The organism is Acinetobacter sp. S-1 (assembly GCF_059579785.1).
This window is the reverse complement of record NZ_CM184207.1, coordinates 1,956,290-1,975,446: the sequence shown is the minus strand read 5'-3', so window position 1 is coordinate 1,975,446 and position 19,157 is coordinate 1,956,290. Positions and strand designations below refer to the sequence as shown.

Genomic DNA, 19,157 nt, shown 5'->3' with positions numbered 1-19,157 from the left:
TGATAACTTTAATAATTTAAAAAGAGGGATGATATGCAACATCAAATTAATGGTATTGCTTTGCCAAATGAACAGGGATTTTTTGGTGAATATGGAGGCCAATTTATTCCTCCACATTTAAAAGAAGCAATGGATGAAATTAATGTTGCTTATGAAGAAATTCGCCATACACCAGAATTTCAAAATGAATTATCAGACCTCTTTTCAAATTATGTAGGTCGTCCAAGTCCTTTATTTTACGCAAAACGTCTTTCTGAGCAGTTAGGCGGTGCACAAATTTATTTAAAACGTGAAGACTTAAATCATACGGGTGCCCATAAAATTAATCACTGTTTAGGTGAGGCTCTACTTGCCAAATATATGGGCAAAAAGAAAGTTATTGCCGAGACTGGTGCGGGACAGCATGGCGTTGCTTTAGCAACGGCTTGTGCTTTAGTTGGTATTCCATGTGAAATTCACATGGGACAAGTCGATATTGAAAAAGAACACCCTAATGTGGTCAAAATGAAAATTTTGGGTGCTCATTTAGTTTCAGTAACACGTGGTACAGCAACCTTAAAAGATGCTGTAGATAGCGCGTTTGAAGAATATTTAAAAGACCCTAAAAACTTTATTTATGCAATTGGTTCTGTGGTTGGACCACATCCATTTCCAAAAATGGTTCGAGATTTTCAATCGATTATTGGCAATGAAATTAAAGAGCAGACCCATCATCGTTTTGGGAAAAATCCGGATTATGTTGTCGCATGTGTTGGTGGCGGTTCAAATGCAATCGGTGCGTTTACAGCATTTTTAAATGATTCGGATGTGAAGTTGGTTGGGGTTGAACCAGCAGGACATGGTTTAGAAACTCACATGCATTCGGCAACCTTAACTTTAGGTAAGCCAAGCCAAATTCATGGTATGGCGTGTTACGTGCTTGAAAATGAAGCTGGTGAACCATTGCCAGTACATTCTATTGCTTCAGGATTGGACTATCCGGGTGTTGGGCCACAGCATAGTTTCTTAAAAGATTTAGGTCGTGTGGAATATAACACTGCAACTGACCAAGAATGTTTGGATGCTTTTATGACCTTATCTCGTGTAGAAGGAATTGTTCCTGCGCTTGAAAGCTCACACGCTGTCGCATGGGCAATACGAGAAGCGCCAAAGCTGTCGAAAGAAACCATGATTGTGGTTAATCTTTCTGGTCGTGGAGATAAAGATTCGGATTATGTGGCAGAAAAACTTAAAATTTAAACCCACTAAACATACAAAGCGGTCAAACTTCAAAGACCGCTTTTTTATTTCATAGGCGAAATCTATACCTGGTTAAAAGTTCATTATTTCTTAATTAAAACAAAGTATTCTGATTTTAAGCTGTGATTGTTAGAGATAGGTGTGTAAAACACTGCTTCACAAGGCAAAGCGTTGCGTTGCTTTGTCTCACTCAGTAGAATAGTCACTTTGCAAAATTTGCCTTTGGAGACGCCTAAGTGGAGCGACCGACGATTAGCCCTGAACATTTACAGGAAGCTGCTGAAAATTTATCTACAATTCGAGATTTTATTCGCTTTGGGGTATCAGCATTACGTCAACATGATGCACATTTAGGACAAGGTACTGAAGATTATTTTGCAGAAAGTTCTGCATTAGTTTTACAAACCTTATCTCTTGAATGGTCAGCAGACTCAGAGATTTTAGATGCTAAGCTTTTGCCAAGTGAAAAAGCAGAATTCTTAAGTTTGTTAGAACGTCGTATTAATGACCGTATTCCGACTTCTTATTTATTAAATTTAGCTTACTTCTTTAATAAGCCATTTTATGTGGATGAGCGCGTACTTATTCCGCGTTCACCAATTGCTGAATTAATTGAACAGCGCTTTGCACCATATTGCTTAGATGAAAATGGTCAAATGCGTGAAGCACTTAACAACCTGCCAGAAAATGCAAAACCTAAAATTCCACAGCGTATTTTAGATATGTGCACAGGTTCTGGTTGTATTGCTGTTGCTTTGGCTTATGCATACCCAGATGCGGAAGTGGATGCAACGGACATCTCTAAAGAAGCTTTAGAAGTAGCATCGATTAATGTTGAACACCACAATAAGCAATATCAAGTTGCGTTACTTGAATCTGATTTATTTGCCAAGATTCCAGCTGAAAACCAGTATGATTTAATTGTAAGTAACCCTCCATATGTTGATGCTGAAGACATGGCTGACTTACCGGAAGAGTTTTTACACGAACCTGAGCTTGCATTGGCAGCAGGCCAAGACGGTTTAGACCTAGTGCGTAAAATGCTTGCTCAAGCGGCAGATTATTTAACTGAAGATGGTTTAATTGTCATTGAAGTGGGTAACTCTGAATGGGCTATGCGCCAAAACTTCAATACGATTGATTTCAACTGGCTTACTTTCCAAAAAGGTGGTTCTGGCATTTTTGCTTTAACCGCAGAACAATGTCGTCGTTATAGAAAATTATTTGAACAGCAACAAGCATAAGGAGTTGTACATATGGCAGGGAACAGTATTGGACAACTCTTTCGTGTAACGACATGTGGCGAGTCTCATGGCGTTGGCTTAATGGCAATTGTTGATGGTGTGCCACCTGGTCTTGAGTTAACCGAAGAAGATCTACAAAAAGATCTGGACCGACGCAAGCCGGGTACATCAAAATTTGCGACCCAGCGCAAAGAGCCTGATCAAGTTGAAATTATTTCTGGTGTGTTTGAGGGTAAAACTACTGGTACGCCAATTGGTTTACTCATTCGTAATACTGACCAAAAATCGAAAGATTACGGCAATATTGCTCAGACTTTTAGACCGGGTCATGCGGACTACACCTATACACAAAAGTATGGTTTCCGTGATTACCGTGGTGGCGGTCGTTCGAGTGCACGTGAAACTGCTATGCGTGTTGCAGCGGGTGCTATTGCTAAAAAATATTTAGCAGAAAAATTTGGTGTATTGATTCGCGGTCATGTCACACAAATTGGTAATGAAGTTGCTGAAAATCTAGATTGGAATGAAGTTTCAAATAATCCGTTTTTCTGTGGCGATGTAGATGCTGTTGCTCGTTTTGAAGCATTGGTTACGTCTTTGCGTGAACAAGGTACAAGCTGCGGGGCTAAGTTAGAAATTTTAGCTGAAAAAGTTCCTGTAGGCTGGGGTGAACCTGTTTTTGACCGCCTAGATGCTGACATTGCTCATGCCATGATGAGCATTAATGCGGTTAAAGGTGTTGAAATCGGGGATGGTTTCGCAGTTGCTGGGCAGTTTGGTCATGAAACACGTGATGAGTTGACGAGTAATGGCTTCTTAGCGAACCATGCAGGTGGTATTTTAGGCGGTATTTCGAGTGGTCAGACGATTCGAGTTGCCATTGCATTAAAACCTACTGCAAGTATTACAACACCAGGTAAAACGATTAATTTAAGCCGTGAAGATACTGATGTGTTAACTAAAGGTCGTCATGACCCATGTGTAGGTGTACGAGCAACTCCAATTGCAGAAGCAATGTTGGCTATTGTCCTAATGGATCACTTCCTACGCCATCGTGCACAAAATGCAGATGTTGTTCCACCGTTTGCACCAATTGAACCATAGTCATAATTTTGACTATAGTAAATTAAGCCCCCATATTTAACTTAAACTTGGGGGCTTTAATTTTTTTATCATATTCGGCTCTATTAAATTTTAAATTATTTCCTTGTCTTATAATCTCTATATAAATATAATACCCGCGATTTATTTCTGAATATATTTATCTGCTTAAGTAAGAAATTAAAGTCTTATTAATTTTATACTTACTCAAGATATTTATATCTTAAAACTAATTTTATTCAAATTAGTTTTATATAAGTTTATTACATATTTAAATTTTATTACTTTAAACAAATAATTTTCAAAGTCATCATTGAAATTGGGGAAATATCAATGAATCAATGTACATATAGAATTGGCTGTATGTCAAAGGATAAACTATTGCCTAAAAACTTAGAGGCAATGATAAAAGTTATTCATGACTTATCTTTATCCTCTCAGCTATCTGAAAACTGGATATATAGTGATGATAATCCAGATATATATATTATTGATTTAGACAGTGGCTATACAAATATTCTTATTCCTAAAAAAATTAAAATTGTATTAAGTAATAACCCTGAGCTTTTAAAAGGTTATCAATATGGATTAAAAAGGCCCTTAAGGTATCAGGAGCTTTTAAAAATTTTATTAGAAATTGAAAATAATGAATATTTTAAAAAATCTTATCGAGAACGAATAGAAAATATAACTGCTACAGATCCGTTTGAGACAAAAATTCTATACAAACTTGTTTGTTATCCAAACTTTAAAAATATTCATGCAGAGCAGATTGTTAATGTCACTAGAGTTTGTGCTTTATTATCTATTGAATCAAAGACAGTCCAAGAAATTAAAAAATTCTTGAACTTATCTGTAGATGAAATACAAAAAATTATAGAGATTATTAAAAAAGAGGCTTATCCGAACTATGAAACGATACATGAGAATATTGTCTCGATATTGCCGTTTTCAAATGAAGTTGTTCAGACAACACCTCCAAGGATGGAGCAAAACTTATTGCTCTATTTTATAAATAAACTTTGGAAGAAGTTAAAAGGAGAATTCTGATGAACTGGAATTTTTTAGATTAGAGTAGGTATGTTTTAATCTTAACTAAACCATTCTTAATTTAATATTAAGAACTAAACAACAATATCTAGTACATATTAAATCTAGATTACATTTTAGCTTTACCACGGATGGAAAAGCTAAATAGAGAATTCTTTCATTATTTTAATTCAAAAAAATAATATTAAAAGCAAATAATGTAATCAATAGCCAAAAGTTATCCTCAATAGTTATTTTCCATTTTAAGTCAAATCTACAATTTGTTCTTCATTTACAGCAATCTTATATTGATTACGTCCATTGGTTTTTGCTTTATATAATGCATGATCTGCTCGTGCAACAAAAGCAGAAATAGAATCGTTTAGACGTGGAATTGTGGTCGCAACGCCTACACTAATAGTGACATGTGGTGAAACATCACTACATGGGTGTTTAATCGCAATTTTATTAATCGCATTCATTAAACGTTCGACTTGTATCAAAGCTTGCTGAGAATTTGTCATTGGAAATAGTAGTAAAAACTCTTCACCACCATAACGAGCAACTAAATCTCCACTACGAGCAGCAATAGAAGAAATAGCAATAGCGATTTCTTTTAAACATTCATCACCTTTGAGATGTCCTAGCGTATCATTGTAGGCTTTAAAATAATCGATATCGACCATCATAATAGTGAGTGGGGTTTCATGTCGTAATGCACGGCGCCATTCATTATCCAAGGTTTCATCTAGATAACGTCGATTGGCTAAACCAGTAAGTGCATCTTGCTGAGAAAGTAAGGATAACTGCTGCGCTTGTTGCATGAGCTCAATGCGGTTCAGCTCAATCATACAGTTTTGTAAATAGTTTTCTCGATGTTGACGGTCCGTTGCATAGGCGAGGGTCATTCCCAAAAAACTACTAAAAGTGTAAGTTCGGTTTAAGAACGTCCAGTCGATCACACCATTTAAGTAGTTGCTTACTAAAATTCCAACCAGCCCCCCCATCCATCCAGCAAATATGGCGGTATAAAAGCGCATACCAACAGCACCATAAATAATAACGATTGCATACATCATCGCAGCATGAAAAAGAACATTATCTTGTCCATTCTCAATAACGTTAATTAAAATAAAAGTAATTGCTACCGCTAAAGCCGAGCCAACTCCTACATAATAATCAAAATACTGATTTAATTTTTTAATAAATGATAAAATCCAAGCGATAAGAACAATTACACCAACCCAAGAATAATAGCTAAACCAGGATAAAACTTGTTCACTTGGTAAAACTTGATATATACCAAAGCTTAAAAATATATATAATATTAAAATAATAGGCGCTCTGTAGCGGAACTCATAGGCAGCACCATTTTGGTATTGAAAACGATAAATCGTTTCAAGCTGCTTTGGAAACCATACAAAGTTTAATCCTCGTGTGGTTAATAAATCTATTTGTTCCTGTCCCAATATATTGGAACCCTGCAACTTCATAATTAATGCTCTCTATATTGGAAGTTGTCATAAAATGAGACTTATTTTAAGTAAAGTTCCATCTAAAAATATTGATTATATAATGTGTGGTTTATTCAAAATAATAATACAGATTTTTTAAAAAAGTAATGATTTTTATCTATGTTAAATGTGATAAAAATCACGACATTTCAATGATTAGCCTAATAATTATCTAAAGTTCCCCAATCCATCGAAAAAAGTTACAAATGGTCGATTAACGATTGTATCTTTATCATTTTCGGATAGACTTATAGCGTGAAATACAGATGATTGCTGTCATATAAATAGGAAAATTAGCAATGACTGCTCTAAATCAATATGGAATGAATTTAGAAATTACGCCGCATAATGGATGGTCACAACGGTTCTGGGACGACCTGTTACCAGCTAAAGAACGGGTGAGTAAACATCCGTTTTTTACGGAAATGGCCAATGGGGGATTGAGCCTAGATAGTTTCCGTTATGCTTTACTTAATTTCTATCCATTAGTCGCCCATTTCCCGTCATATATGGCTGGAGCATTGGGGAAAGCGACTGGATTTTCTGAACCGGGAGTTACTGAAGCGCGAGATTGGTTAATTCAAAATATTAAGGTAGAAGAGCGACACTTAAAATGGTATCGCGATTGGGCTGGAGGTTTTGGCTTAACAGTTGAAGAACTTGATCATGTACGACCACCAGCTGCTATGAATGCTGTAAATCATTTTCTATGGAATATGAGTCATCGAGGCAATTTGGCAGAATGTCTGGCTGCAACAAATTTGGCGATTGAATGGGCAACTGGAGATTGGTCTATTCAGGTGTATAAAGGTATTCATACCTATACTAATCATCCTGAAGTCACGATTGATAAACGTTCTTTAGCTTGGTTGCGCGCTCATGCACATTACGATGATCTTCATCCATATGAAGCTATGGAGTTGATTAAGCGCTTATGTAATGACCGTCCTGACTGGCAGCAAAAAGCATTTCATGCTGCTGAAGAAGGGCTGCGATATTATGAATTAGCTTTGGACGACTGCTATAGGGTACAACTTCAAGCCTCTGCTTGATCTAGCCTTAAAAAGGGAGAATATCGTGTGGATATTCTCCCTTTTATTTTATTCGAGCAACTTTAAGAGTTTAGTTCGATAAGGTGTTTCTTCGGGTAATAATTCAAGTAAACGTTCAACAGCATCTACACGGTCTGGTACACGACTGACTACTCGCAATAATTGATCAATATCTTCAATTTGATAAATCACATGACTCAAACGAGCGTCAAAACAATCTCTCCATGCGCATAAAAAAGGACTTTCTGATTTAGCTAAGAAACTTCCTCTATAGAGTGTAAGCGTAGTTGATGTAAAACCTAGGTTTAAGGCTTGTTCGGCCATTAAAAAATCACATTGAATTTCGCAGTTGAGTCTATATGGTCGTGACTCGATAACGTCGGGTATTAAGTTTCTGAGTTGAGAAAGTTCTGCTTTTAAAGTGGTGGTACTTACAGGCCGATCACCATATAAAGCATAGTGAAGTTCTTCAAGATTAATCCCTTCGGGACAAAGGGTTAGAATGCACAGAATCTCAATTTGACGTTGAGTCAATGTAAGGCTGTGTTGGTTATATTGAACTTTAGGAGTACCGAAGGCTTTAATATATAAGATATTTTTCTGATGAAGCTGAATTGCTTGTTTAACAATGTCAGCACAACGCTCTACTGCTAAAACTCCAAGTGAATTATGTTTTTGATATTTAGTCGATAAATTCATAATTCCATAAAACTGACCTGTATTTGCATCAGTTATTGGGGCAGCATAACAGACCCAGTCTCTGACACTATTCATTTGGTTTTCATGTGAGTAAACACAGCTTGCAGAATGTGTATTTAATGCTAAACCAATGGCATTTTGGCCTACAGCCTGAGTAGACCACTGGCCACCTTCAACAAAGTGTACTTGCTCAGCCGATGAGCGCATAGGGTGACTACTCCATGTCCAAAGTAGAGTACCATGAGGATCAGTCACACCAATGGCCATATCGGCATCTTCGGCAATATGCATTAAGTTGCGATGGCACTCGTGAATCGAACGACCAAATAATGAGTGTTCCCATTCCTCACCCAGATCAAACAAAGGTGCTGCTTCAAGGTCAAGTGATGGTTTTTTTCCTAATTGTTTAGAATGAGATGAGGATTCCGACCGAAATAAGGACGGACTAGTGTCTATTAAAGGCGATGATAATTGTTCTGACATATCCATATCGAAATTCCTTTATCATTGAAATGGCGTATCCGTAGCCGCTCAACAGTTATAACTTTCTTATTGTGACTATTTCCTAGTTATTTCCTTACCTTAAATAATTTTATAAGTCTTGACCATTATCCTATTGGATAAGTTTTGTTAATTGCCTAATCATTAAGATAAGACATCTTGTCGGCTGAAAGGCTTTGGCACTTCTTCTCCGAAATATTGTCGATCAGCAAAATAGCTAGAACGAACCATAGGTGCACTCCAAATATTTTTAAAACCTAATCGCTTACCGTGTCGGGTATATCGTTCAAATTCTTGTAAATTTACAAACCGATGAATAGGCGCATGTGATTTTGAAGGCTGAAGATATTGACCAATCGTGACAAGATCGACTTGATAGTCTTTTAAATCGTTGAGTAGGGCAAGCACTTCAGCCTCTATTTCTCCTAATCCAACCATCAGGCCAGACTTGGTTTTGATATCGGGACAATATGCTTTAAAGCGTTTAAGTAACTCAAGCGAATGTTGATAATCTGAACCGGGGCGCATCGCTTTATATAAACGAGGAACTGTCTCAATATTATGGTTAAACACATCTGGAGGAGATAAGCTTAGAGTTGAAAGCGCTGTCTCTAAACGACCGCGAAAATCTGGTACTAAAATCTCAATCAATGTTTCTGGACAATGTTTTCTAATTTCTTCAATACACTTTACAAAATGTGCAGCACCGCCATCATGTAGATCGTCGCGGTCTACAGAGGTAATCACGACATACTTTAAGTTTAGATTTGCGACTGTTTCTGCCAAATGCTTAGGTTCATCTTCATCTAGCGGTTTTGGGCGACCATGAGCGACATCACAAAATGGGCAGCGACGAGTACAAATATCGCCCATAATCATAAATGTTGCCGTACCTCCACCAAAACATTCCGGTAAATTTGGACACGCCGCTTCTTCGCAAACACTGTGTAACTTCTGTTGGCGTAACAAATTTTTTATGCGGTTAATTTCTTCAAAATCGGTTATTTTGGCTCTAATCCAGTCAGGTTTAGTCGGTAACTCTTCTGTAGGTAAAATTTTAATCGGAATGCGAGCAACTTTATCCGCTCCTCTTAATTTAATACCAGTTTCTATTTGCCTTTTTAAGTCCATATATAAAATTCCATTTTATATTAAATAATATTTAACTAGACTCTATATAATAAAAATCCTTATAATTTAAATAAAGGACATAGAGTTTATTAATGAGCGTAGTACACAGCTAATATTATAAATTAATAAAGGTTGGTTAAAGGTTTGTTTCACAAGCCAATGAAATGTATTAAAATTTTTTAATTTTATTTTTGCTGTACAAGTTTTTGAAAAATAAAAAATAATATCCATAAAAACCATTTAAAACTTTTTAGTCTAATAGCATATTAAATTAAATTGAGCTTTATTATTTATAGCGAAATATATAACTCTCGCTGAAACTTGGTTGATTTTTAATAATCAAGATAATAAAGGAAAAGGATATGCAATTAACGGAAGAGCAATTACTCGCAGCATATAAACGCATGCGCGATATTCGTGAATTTGAGGATCGACTTCACGAAGAAAATACCAATGGTGATATTCCTGGCTTTATTCACTTATACAGTGGTGAAGAAGCTGTAGCAGTCGGGATTTGTGAAAATTTAACCGACAAAGACTATATCACTTCAACACACCGTGGACATGGACACTGTATTGCAAAAGGTTGTGACATTCACGCCATGATGCTGGAAATTTTCGGTAAAGATGACGGGCTATGCCGTGGAAAAGGCGGTTCTATGCATATTGCCGATTTAGATAAAGGTATGCTCGGTGCCAATGGGATTGTGGGTGGTGGACCTCCTTTAGCAATTGGTGCGGCGTTGACAGCGAAAACCTTAAAGACTGGTGGGGTCGGACTGTCTTTTACAGGTGACGGTGGCTCAAACCAAGGCCTTACTTTTGAAGCGATGAATATGGCTGTTGTACTTAAACTTCCAGTAATTTTCGTTTTCGAAAATAACGGCTTTGGTGAAGGAACAGGGCATGATTACGCAGTAGGAAGCAAAGACATTGCTGGTCGTGCCGCAGGTTTTGGTTTACCTGCAGTTAAAGTTGATGGTACCGATTTCTTTGCCGTCTATGAAGCCGCTCAAACTGCCATTGAACGTGCACGTCGTGGTGAAGGTCCGAGTGTTATTGAAACCATTACAAACCGTTTTTATGGCCACTTCGAAGGTGACCCTGGCTTGATTCGTTCTAAAGAAGAAGTCGAGTTCATCAAAGAAAATAAAGATCCTTTGAAAATTTTCCGCGAAAAAGTCAAAGGCAAAATTGATGAAGCCAAACTAGACGAGATTGATGCAGCTTCTAAGGCAAATGTTGATGATGCCGTTGCTAAAGCTCGTGCTGCGGCTTATCCAAAACCAGAACAACTCCTTACTGACGTCTATGTCTCTTACTAAAGGAATAGTAAAGATGCCAAATAAAAGTTTTCGTAATGCAATTAAAGAAGCCATTGAATCAGAAATGCGCCGTGATCCAACCGTATTTGTTGTTGGTGAAGATGTTCGTGGTGGGCACGGCGGTAAAAACACTGAAGAAAACCAGTTAGAAGGTTTCGGTGGTGTATTGGGCGTAACCAAAGGTTTATGGACAGAGTTTGGTTCGGAACGTGTTATTGATACCCCAATTACTGAGTCTGCAATTATCGGTATGGCCGCTGGTGCTGCTGCAACAGGTTTACGTCCTGTTGCAGATCTAATGTTTATGGACTTCTATGGCGTGTGTCATGACATGCTCTATAACCAAGCCGCTAAATTCCGTTATATGTTTGGCGGAAAAGCAAAAGCGCCAATGGTTGTACGTGGCATGATTGGCGCAGGTTTTTCTGCGGCAGCCCAGCATTCTCAGTCACCATATAACGTATTTGCCGCGGTTCCGGGCTTAAAAGTTGTGGTTCCATCTAGCCCATATGATGTGAAAGGGCTACTAATTCAGGCTATTCGTGATGACGACCCAGTAGTGTTCTGTGAGCATAAAATGCTCTATGACATTAAAGGCGAAGTTCCAGATGATGCCTATACTATTCCTTTTGGTGTAGCAAATTACACCCGTGAAGGGACAGACGTGACCATTATTGCTTTAGGCTTGATGGTACATCGTGCTAATGAAGTGGCAGACAAATTGGCAAAAGATGGTATTTCGGTTGAAGTGGTAGACCCTCGTACAATTTCACCTCTGGATGAAGAAGGAATTTTAGAGTCTGTTGCGTCGACTGGGCGTGTGGTTATTGTCGATGAATCAGCTGCACGTTGTGGTTTTGGACATGATGTTGCTGCACTAATCGCCCAAAAAGGTTTCCACTATTTGAAAGCACCTGTTGAACTTGTAATGCCACCACATACGCCTGTTCCATTCTCTCCAGTTTTAGAAAAAGAATGGATTCCAAGTGTAGAGCGTATTGAGCAAGCTGTGCGAAAAACATTGGAGGCTTAGGATGAGCGAAATTAAAACGCTGGAGATCCCAAAATGGGGATTATCCATGGAAGAAGGCACGATCGCCCAATGGTTGATTAAAGAGGGTGATAGCTTTAATAAAGGCGATGAAATTTGTGAAATTGAAACCACAAAAATTGTTAATGTGTTAGAAGCGCCTTTTGCTGGAACGCTCCGTAAAATTTTAGCGAAAGATGGTGATACTTTACCTGTTGGTGGTCTTATTGCCGTATGTGCTGATAGTGAAGTTTCTGATGCAGAAATTGAAAGGTTTATCGCATCACTAGGTGGTTCAGCAGCTCAAGCACTTGAAGCACCTTCGGAGCAAAGTAAAGCGGAAACATCTGCACCTGTTGCTGAAAAAGCAGAACAACCACAGACTTCAACAGCTAGCGCTCCAGTTCCTGTAAAGGTAGCGAAAGATGACTACGCTGTACCAGAGTCATTACAAGGCTATCAAACATCTGATGAGTTGTTTGCAACGCCGCATGCCTTGAAGCTTGCAGAAAAACACAATGTAAACTTGGCAAAAGTCACAGGTTCTGGTCGTGAAGGACGTATTAGTGTTCAAGACATCCAGAAGGCTGTACAGGTTGCTGGTGGTCAATGGCCTGATGTTAAGCAGCAAACTCAAGCTAAAGTGGTTAAATCTACGGCCGATGATAGCCAAGTTTTAGCAACGCCTGTAGCACGTCGTTTAGCAAAGCAGTGGGGCATTAACCTAAATGATTGCCGTGTTTCAGGTACTCGTGGCCGTGTCTGTAAAGAAGATGTTGAGGCAGTTTACTATCGTAATAACCCAACGCCATTAAATGAACAACCTCTGCAATGTGCAGCTCAACCACAATCAACCGTTACGACGGTGGCGATGAATGGGATGCGTAAAGCGATTGCTTCACGGTTACAGGCTGCAAAACGTAACGCACCGCATTTCCGCTTAGTGGTCGATCTCAACGTAGAAGCTTTGCAAAAACTACGTAAGCAGATTAATGAGACTGTTCCACAAGTGAAACTTTCTATTAATGACATGCTAATTAAGGCAGCGGCGGCGGCACTGATTAAAGTACCTGAAGTGAATGTTCAATTTGATGAGGTGACTCAATCAATTTTACAGTTCTCTCAAGCGGATATTTCGGTGGCCGTAGCGATTCCAAACGGTTTAATTACACCCATTGTAAAAGCAGCAAATCAGAAGTCTTTAGCACAAATTTCCGATGACATGCGTGATTTGGCAACGCGTGCTAAGACTGGCAAGTTACAACCTGATGAGTTTCAGGGGGGCAGCTTTAGCATTTCAAATTTAGGAATGTTAGGCATTAAACAGTTCGATGCCATTATTAACCCACCGCAAGGTGCAATTATGGCATTAGGTGCTTCGGAATCTCGCGCTGTTGTCGAAAATGGCAATGTAGTGGTTCGTGAGATTGTCACAGCGACGTTGTCATGCGATCACCGAGTCATTGATGGTGCAGTTGGGGCGAAATTCTTGGCCAGCTTTAAGCAGTTTGTTGAAAACCCTGCTTTAATTTTGGTGTAGGAGAACCCGCATGTCAGAAGCTCAATTTGATTTAATTGTGATTGGCGCGGGACCGGGTGGGTATGTGGCTGCAATTCGTGCAGCCCAGCTCGGGTTAAAAACCGCAATTGTAGAAGAGCGACATTTAGGCGGAATTTGTCTAAATTGGGGCTGTATTCCAACCAAAGCTTTGCTTGCAGGGGCAGAGCTCGCAACCCAGTTTAAACATGCTGGACAGTTTGGTTTTCAGGTATCCCAACTCGATTTTGATATTCAAAAGCTTGTGCAACATAGCCGACAAGTGTCAGCTCAATTAGTACAAGGCATCGATTACTTGTTGAAAAAGAATCAGGTGACGGTTTTTAATGGTCGCGCTCAACTTACAGCGAAAGAAAAAATTGAAGTGACCGATGCTCAAGGTAATAGTCAGAATTTGAGTGCACCACATATCATTTTGGCAACTGGAGCTAAAGCCCGACATGTTCCTCAACTTCCTGTCGATGGAACATATGTCTGGAGCTATAAAGAAGCGCTTGTTCCAGAGCAGTTACCGAAAAGTTTACTGGTTGTAGGTTCAGGTGCAATTGGTAGTGAGTTTGCTAGCCTTTATCAAGATTTGGGATGTCAGGTGACCCTTATTGATTTGGCTAAACAAATTTTACCTACTGAAGATGTGGAAGTTGCCCAATTTGTCAGAAAACAATTTGAACAAAAAGGTATGAGAGTCTTAACCGATGCTGTCGTTCAAAGTATTCAGATTGAAAATGAGCAAGTCCACTGTGTGGTTGAAACGGCAAATGATGTTCAAACGCTTGTTTTTGACCGCGTGCTTTCGGCAATTGGTGTACAGCCGAATACCACAGGGCTAGGACTAGAACGTTTAGGTGTAGAACTCAATCCACAAGGTTTTGTGGCAATTGATGACTATTGTAAAACCAACGTAGCAGGGCTTTATGCCATTGGTGATGTTGCTGGAGCGCCGTGTCTCGCTCATAAAGCAAGCCATGAAGCCATGATATGTGTCGAGAAAATCGCTGGTGTGGCAAACGTCCATTCACTCGACCGTAGCCAGATACCTGGTTGTATTTTTACACATCCACAAGTGGCGAGTATTGGTTTAACGGAAAATGCAGCAAAAGCTAAGAATCTACCTATACGTATTGGCAAGTTTTCTTTAACTGCAAATGGTAAAGCTTTAGCAATTGGAGATGCGTCAGGTTTCGTTAAAACGGTGGTACATGCAGAAACGGGTGAATTACTTGGTGCACATATGGTAGGCCATGAAGTGACTGAACATATCCAAGGCTTTGCCATTGCCAAATATCTGGAAGCAACTGATGAAAGTTTAGCTCAAGTGATTTTCCCACATCCAACCTTATCAGAAGCCATGCATGAGTCCATTTTGGCCTCAATGCAACGAGCGATTCATATGTAGAAATTCTACATTTACAGGAGTTGAACATGGTTAAGGGATTAAAAAATAAAGTCGTTTTAGTGACTGGGGCAGCTCAAGGCATTGGCCGTGGGATTGCCCTGCGCTTGGCGCAAGAAGGGGCACATATTGCATTAGTTGATATGAAACAAGATCGACTGAACGATGTGCAGCAGGAAATTCAGGCTTTAGGTGTAAATGCGAGTACATTTATTGCTAATGTAAGTGACCGCGAGCAAGTGTATGCCGCTATAAATCATGCTGAGCAGACACTTGGTGGGTTTGATGTCATGATTAATAACGCTGGAATTGCACAAGTACAAGCGATTGCGGATATCACACCTGATGAATTCCAAAAAATTGTTGATATTAATATTGGCGGCGTGCTGTGGGGAATACAGGCTGCTGCTGCAAAATTTAAGCAACGTCAACATAAAGGAAAAATCATTAATGCTTGTTCAATTGCAGGCCACGATGGGTTTGCTTTACTCGGTATTTACTCGGCAACCAAATTTGCGGTACGAGCACTTACCCAAGCTGCGGCAAAAGAATATGCCAGTCACGGTATTACGGTAAATGGATATTGCCCCGGAATTGTCGGAACTGATATGTGGGTTGAAATCGATAAACGTTTTGCTGAAATTACCAGTGCCGCAATTGGTGAAACTTATAAAAAGTATGTGGAAGGTATTGCTTTAGGTAGAGCCCAAACACCAGACGATGTAGCAGCATTAGTTGCTTTTCTGGCAAGTGAAGATTCGGACTATATTACGGGTCAATCCATTTTAACAGACGGCGGAATTGTCTATCGCTAAAACAACATCCTGATTTGAGGGAGATAATAATGAAAGCAGCACGTTTTTATGACAGAGGCGATATTCGTATTGAAGATATCCCTGAACCAGAAGTCACTCCCGGCACTGTAGGTATCAAGGTGGCTTGGTGTGGAATCTGTGGTACAGATTTGCACGAATTTATGGAAGGGCCAATTTTTATTCCACCGTGTGGGCATCCGCATCCTATTTCAGGCGAATCTGCGCCGATTACTATGGGACATGAGTTTTCAGGTGTGGTTTATGCAGTAGGTGAAGGTGTTGATGATATTGAAATTGGTCAGCATGTAGTCGTAGAGCCTTATATTGTGGCTGATGATGTGCCGACTGGACCGGGCGATAATTATCATCTTTCCAAAAATATGAACTTTATTGGTTTAGGCGGTCGTGGCGGTGGCTTATCGGAGAAAATTGCGGTTAAACGCCGTTGGGTGCATCCAATTTCCAATAAAATTCCACTGGATCAGGCGGCCTTAATTGAACCGTTATCGGTAGGTCATCATGCCTATGTGCGCAGTGGTGCAAAGGCTGGTGACATTGCACTGGTTGGCGGAGCCGGCCCAATTGGTTTATTGCTTTCGGCAATTTTAAAAGCGAAAGGGCTTAAGGTCATCATTACCGAGCTAAGTGCAAAACGTAAAGAAAAAGCCAAAGAGTCGGGTGTTGCAGATTATATTTTAGACCCGTCAGAAGTTGATGTTGTTTCTGAGGTCATGAAAATTACTAATGGCGATGGTGTCGATGTCGCGTTTGAATGTAGTAGCGTTAACAAGGTGCTAGATACCTTGGTTGCGGCAGTGAAACCAACAGGCGTCATAGTTATCGTTTCGATTTGGAGCCATCCAGCATCGATTAATGTGCATAGTGTGGTGATGAAAGAGCTTGATGTACGAGGCACAATTGCCTATGTAAATGACCATCAAGAAACCATTAAACTGGTCGAAGAAGGTAAAATAAATCTTGAACCTTTTATTACGCAGCGCATTCAACTTGATGATTTGATTTCACAAGGTTTTGAAACCTTAATTCATAACAATGAGTCAGCCGTTAAGATTATCGTACATCCATAAATAGATACTTAATCCTATAAAAAAGAGCGATGATTCGCTCTTTTTTATTAAAGTAAATTGTTGTTTTGAGCTTCAATAATAGGGGGTAATGGTTGTCCTAATGAACTTAAAGACTCTCGTTCAATTAAACGTACAATTGAATCGAGCGGTAAATCATTTTCTTGCAAACCAAAAGGTTCTTCAATTTGAGCACTTAAGGCATCTAAACCTAAAAACATATAAGCGATTAAGCCGACAATAAGTGGTGTCCATATACCTAAAGCTGCTTCAAGGCTAAACGGTAATATAAAACAGAAACAATAAACAGCACGGTGCAAAAGTACTGAATATGAGTAGGGCAAAGGCGTACCAGCAATTCGGTCACAACCTGCTTGGATATTGCCTAGCTCAACAATATGTCGATTTAAGGTGCTATAGATAATGTCACTAATTTCGCCGTCTTTTAGTATTTTAACTAAATCTTTTTGAATATTTTCGAGTACAAACTGAGGGGCATTAATATGCTCATTTAAATAATTAAGTGAAGAATTATTTAAATAGGCATGTTCAAGAAATTTTGTGGGTTCGACTGTTTGTTGACGCAGTCGATCACGCAACAAGTTACTAAAAATTAAGACCTGATGAATTAAATGTTCACGTTGTTCATTAGATAAAACATGGCTGTCTCTAACAATATGTCTGGCATTGGCAATTAAAGCCCCCCAGAGCTTGCGACCTTCCCACCATCGGTCATAACATGCGTTATTTCTAAAACCTGTACAAATCGAAAGAATCACGCCGAAGATTGTAAATCCAATCGCGGGTACGGTAGGGATTTGAATCCAATGATAATAGGAAAGCCAGACTACACATGCTGAAATAAGTACAACAAAACTCAGTGCTGGCAAGACCTTCGGTAAAATTGTTCCTTTCCAAGCAAATAAAAGTTTAAATACATTGCTTTTATCACGAACAATCATATAAAGCCTTTGAACTAATGAACCTAACCAAGTGCAATATGATACGCCTTAGACGAGCTAAATACCTAACTAAAGCTTGTGCTTTTGTCTGTATCGCCAAAGCGTTGTACGGCTAATACCAAAAATATTAGCAACCATATTTAGGTTATGATTATATTTTTCTAAAGCAGCTTGTAGATTTTCAGGGGTAAGTTCTGTATTTGTCTCAGGCAATTTAACGTAATCTTCAGCATTTAAGAGTTCATTTGGTAAGTCTTCGACTTCAATTTCATCCTTACCATTTGCCATGGTTAACGCATAAAGCAGAGTATTTTTTAGTTCACGAACATTTCCCGGCCAGTCATAGTTCAATAAAACTTGCATGGCTTTTTGATTAACATGGCGAGGCATGGTGTCGAGTTGAGTGGAGCTTTCTTTTAAAATTTGATCGACAATCAGTGGAATATCAACTTTTCGCTCTCTGAGTGGTGGTATAAAAATTGGAATCACACGCAAACGGTAGAGCAAATCATGACGGAAACGCCCAGCTTTGGCTTCTTCGCGTAAAGCTTTATGTGTTGCGGTAATAATTCGGACATTGGCTTGAATCGGTTTTTCACCACCTACAGGAGTAAATTCACCCGTTTCTAACACCCGTAATAATTTAGCTTGAAGCTCTAAGGGAATCTCGGCAATTTCATCTAGAAACAGCGTTCCACCAGCGGCACGTTCAAACACACCTTTATGGTCACGAATTGCTCCCGTAAAAGCACCTTTCACATGCCCAAAGAGTTCACTTTCTAAAATATTAGAATTTAAAGCAGCACAGTTAATCGCTACAAAAATCTTATTTTTACGTTGGCTATAATCATGAATTGCTTGTGCTACAAGTTCTTTCCCACTACCAGATTCGCCGCGGACGAGCACTGGAAACTCAGTAATTGCCACCCTTTGAATAATTGAAAACATACGGGCCATTTCTGGTGAACAGCTATTGAAAACTTTAGCCAAGTCTTGCAATTGTTCTGTTAGCTCTACTTGATCAGCAATATCATTCTCTATGCTAACGGGCTGTAGAATATGCAATTTCCCGATAATGCGATGCTCTGCGATGTAAATATCATTTTCCTGATAGATGAATCGCTTTCTCATTTTAGGAGTATTGATTTCAAGATACTGATTATGATGGTCTTGAGTAAGTGCTGCCATGCTCTCTACAGAAATATCGTCTGTATTAAATTTATAGTGAATTGCTTGAGTAGTTGTGTCTGCTAAAAACAGACTCGCATTTGGGAATAAAGCTTTTAATTGCTCAAATAAAATAAAAAAATCTTGTTCTGACTCAAAATTTAGCTTTGCCATTTTATATGTTTCACAATCGTTTCATTGAAACATACTTGAGTTTCAAAGGAACATCAAGCTTAGTTTGTTTTCTAACTTTAATTTTATTTATTGTTTTAAGCATTTGATTTTTATATTTATTATTTAATTTTAAATAAT

The 19,157-nt window shown here is 38.9% G+C and carries 16 protein-coding genes; 11 read left to right on the top strand and 5 right to left on the bottom strand.

Translation table 11 applies throughout. The annotated features are described in order from the left end of the window. The first annotated feature begins 33 nt into the window (after window positions 1–33). The 4 genes from trpB (at window position 34) to AC52J8_RS09400 (ending at window position 4,634) form a co-directional block, all read left to right on the top strand. On the top strand, window positions 34–1,239 hold the full coding sequence (gene trpB, locus AC52J8_RS09415) for a tryptophan synthase subunit beta (protein ID WP_086398994.1): 1,206 nt from the start codon (window positions 34–36) through the stop codon (window positions 1,237–1,239). Between the two features lie 236 nt (window positions 1,240–1,475). Further along, window positions 1,476–2,483: a 50S ribosomal protein L3 N(5)-glutamine methyltransferase gene (prmB, locus tag AC52J8_RS09410; RefSeq protein ID WP_064784124.1), complete on the top strand. Its 1,008-nt coding sequence runs from the start codon at window positions 1,476–1,478 to the stop codon at window positions 2,481–2,483. A gap of 12 nt (window positions 2,484–2,495) precedes the next feature. Then, window positions 2,496–3,587: a chorismate synthase gene (gene aroC, locus AC52J8_RS09405; protein ID WP_086398995.1), complete on the top strand. Its 1,092-nt coding sequence runs from the start codon at window positions 2,496–2,498 to the stop codon at window positions 3,585–3,587. 330 nt (window positions 3,588–3,917) lie between these two features. After that, window positions 3,918–4,634 (top strand): hypothetical protein, encoded by a 717-nt coding sequence (locus AC52J8_RS09400; protein ID WP_017401713.1) that lies wholly within the window; start codon window positions 3,918–3,920, stop codon window positions 4,632–4,634. Window positions 4,635–4,876: 242 nt separating this feature from the next. On the opposite strand, the gene AC52J8_RS09395 is transcribed toward AC52J8_RS09400, so the two are convergent. Then, window positions 4,877–6,106, bottom strand: coding sequence for a GGDEF domain-containing protein (locus AC52J8_RS09395; RefSeq protein WP_017386898.1), 1,230 nt, complete (start codon window positions 6,104–6,106; stop codon window positions 4,877–4,879). 320 nt (window positions 6,107–6,426) lie between these two features. Here AC52J8_RS09395 and AC52J8_RS09390 point away from each other — a divergent pair, with 320 nt between their 5' ends. Continuing rightward, entirely contained in the window at window positions 6,427–7,179 is a 753-nt protein-coding gene (locus AC52J8_RS09390) for an iron-containing redox enzyme family protein (RefSeq protein ID WP_002113940.1), read from the top strand. Between the two features lie 48 nt (window positions 7,180–7,227). Here AC52J8_RS09390 and AC52J8_RS09385 read toward each other — a convergent pair whose 3' ends face one another. Together AC52J8_RS09385 and lipA are read right to left on the bottom strand one after the other, a co-directional pair. Then, a complete protein-coding gene (locus tag AC52J8_RS09385; protein ID WP_069119330.1) occupies window positions 7,228–8,367 on the bottom strand; it encodes a transcriptional regulator in 1,140 nt (379 codons plus the stop codon). Window positions 8,368–8,523: 156 nt separating this feature from the next. After that, window positions 8,524–9,510, bottom strand: a complete 987-nt coding sequence (gene lipA / locus AC52J8_RS09380) for a lipoyl synthase (RefSeq protein ID WP_032003587.1) — start codon at window positions 9,508–9,510, stop codon at window positions 8,524–8,526. A gap of 362 nt (window positions 9,511–9,872) precedes the next feature. On the opposite strand from lipA, the gene AC52J8_RS09375 reads away from it, so the two are divergent. The 6 genes from AC52J8_RS09375 to AC52J8_RS09350 are packed head-to-tail and all read left to right on the top strand — an operon-like array spanning window position 9,873 to window position 16,719. Beyond that, window positions 9,873–10,835: a thiamine pyrophosphate-dependent dehydrogenase E1 component subunit alpha gene (locus AC52J8_RS09375; protein ID WP_001177517.1), complete on the top strand. Its 963-nt coding sequence runs from the start codon at window positions 9,873–9,875 to the stop codon at window positions 10,833–10,835. Window positions 10,836–10,848: 13 nt separating this feature from the next. After that, window positions 10,849–11,868 (top strand): alpha-ketoacid dehydrogenase subunit beta, encoded by a 1,020-nt coding sequence (locus AC52J8_RS09370; protein WP_086398996.1) that lies wholly within the window; start codon window positions 10,849–10,851, stop codon window positions 11,866–11,868. 1 nt (window position 11,869) lies between these two features. Continuing rightward, entirely contained in the window at window positions 11,870–13,405 is a 1,536-nt protein-coding gene (locus AC52J8_RS09365) for a dihydrolipoamide acetyltransferase family protein (RefSeq protein ID WP_086398997.1), read from the top strand. A gap of 10 nt (window positions 13,406–13,415) precedes the next feature. Next, complete coding sequence (lpdA, locus tag AC52J8_RS09360; RefSeq protein ID WP_086398998.1) at window positions 13,416–14,819, top strand: dihydrolipoyl dehydrogenase; 1,404 nt, start codon at window positions 13,416–13,418, stop codon at window positions 14,817–14,819. A gap of 26 nt (window positions 14,820–14,845) precedes the next feature. Then, entirely contained in the window at window positions 14,846–15,631 is a 786-nt protein-coding gene (locus AC52J8_RS09355) for an acetoin reductase (RefSeq protein ID WP_032057475.1), read from the top strand. 29 nt (window positions 15,632–15,660) lie between these two features. Further along, a complete protein-coding gene (locus AC52J8_RS09350; protein ID WP_000642319.1) occupies window positions 15,661–16,719 on the top strand; it encodes a 2,3-butanediol dehydrogenase in 1,059 nt (352 codons plus the stop codon). A 47-nt stretch (window positions 16,720–16,766) separates the two neighbouring features. Here AC52J8_RS09350 and AC52J8_RS09345 read toward each other — a convergent pair whose 3' ends face one another. Next, window positions 16,767–17,678, bottom strand: coding sequence for a bestrophin family protein (locus AC52J8_RS09345; protein WP_000637010.1), 912 nt, complete (start codon window positions 17,676–17,678; stop codon window positions 16,767–16,769). Between the two features lie 69 nt (window positions 17,679–17,747). Continuing rightward, window positions 17,748–19,019 carry a sigma-54 interaction domain-containing protein gene (locus tag AC52J8_RS09340; RefSeq protein ID WP_086398999.1) on the bottom strand — a complete coding sequence of 424 codons (1,272 nt, stop codon included), beginning with the start codon at window positions 19,017–19,019 and terminating at the stop codon, window positions 17,748–17,750. Window positions 19,020–19,157 lie beyond the last annotated feature (138 nt).

What these genes read in the sequence shown, in the direction of transcription:
- trpB (WP_086398994.1), top strand. Translation starts at nt 34, where the DNA reads ATGCAACATCAAATTAATGGTATTGCTTTGCCAAATGAACAGGGATTT.
- aroC (WP_086398995.1), top strand. Translation starts at nt 2,496, where the DNA reads ATGGCAGGGAACAGTATTGGACAACTCTTTCGTGTAACGACATGTGGC.
- AC52J8_RS09400 (WP_017401713.1), top strand. Translation starts at nt 3,918, where the DNA reads ATGAATCAATGTACATATAGAATTGGCTGTATGTCAAAGGATAAACTA.
- AC52J8_RS09395 (WP_017386898.1), bottom strand. Translation starts at nt 6,106, where the DNA reads ATGAAGTTGCAGGGTTCCAATATATTGGGACAGGAACAAATAGATTTA.
- AC52J8_RS09390 (WP_002113940.1), top strand. Translation starts at nt 6,427, where the DNA reads ATGACTGCTCTAAATCAATATGGAATGAATTTAGAAATTACGCCGCAT.
- AC52J8_RS09385 (WP_069119330.1), bottom strand. Translation starts at nt 8,367, where the DNA reads ATGGATATGTCAGAACAATTATCATCGCCTTTAATAGACACTAGTCCG.
- lipA (WP_032003587.1), bottom strand. Translation starts at nt 9,510, where the DNA reads ATGGACTTAAAAAGGCAAATAGAAACTGGTATTAAATTAAGAGGAGCG.
- AC52J8_RS09375 (WP_001177517.1), top strand. Translation starts at nt 9,873, where the DNA reads ATGCAATTAACGGAAGAGCAATTACTCGCAGCATATAAACGCATGCGC.
- AC52J8_RS09370 (WP_086398996.1), top strand. Translation starts at nt 10,849, where the DNA reads ATGCCAAATAAAAGTTTTCGTAATGCAATTAAAGAAGCCATTGAATCA.
- AC52J8_RS09365 (WP_086398997.1), top strand. Translation starts at nt 11,870, where the DNA reads ATGAGCGAAATTAAAACGCTGGAGATCCCAAAATGGGGATTATCCATG.
- lpdA (WP_086398998.1), top strand. Translation starts at nt 13,416, where the DNA reads ATGTCAGAAGCTCAATTTGATTTAATTGTGATTGGCGCGGGACCGGGT.
- AC52J8_RS09355 (WP_032057475.1), top strand. Translation starts at nt 14,846, where the DNA reads ATGGTTAAGGGATTAAAAAATAAAGTCGTTTTAGTGACTGGGGCAGCT.
- AC52J8_RS09350 (WP_000642319.1), top strand. Translation starts at nt 15,661, where the DNA reads ATGAAAGCAGCACGTTTTTATGACAGAGGCGATATTCGTATTGAAGAT.
- AC52J8_RS09345 (WP_000637010.1), bottom strand. Translation starts at nt 17,678, where the DNA reads ATGATTGTTCGTGATAAAAGCAATGTATTTAAACTTTTATTTGCTTGG.
- AC52J8_RS09340 (WP_086398999.1), bottom strand. Translation starts at nt 19,019, where the DNA reads ATGGCAAAGCTAAATTTTGAGTCAGAACAAGATTTTTTTATTTTATTT.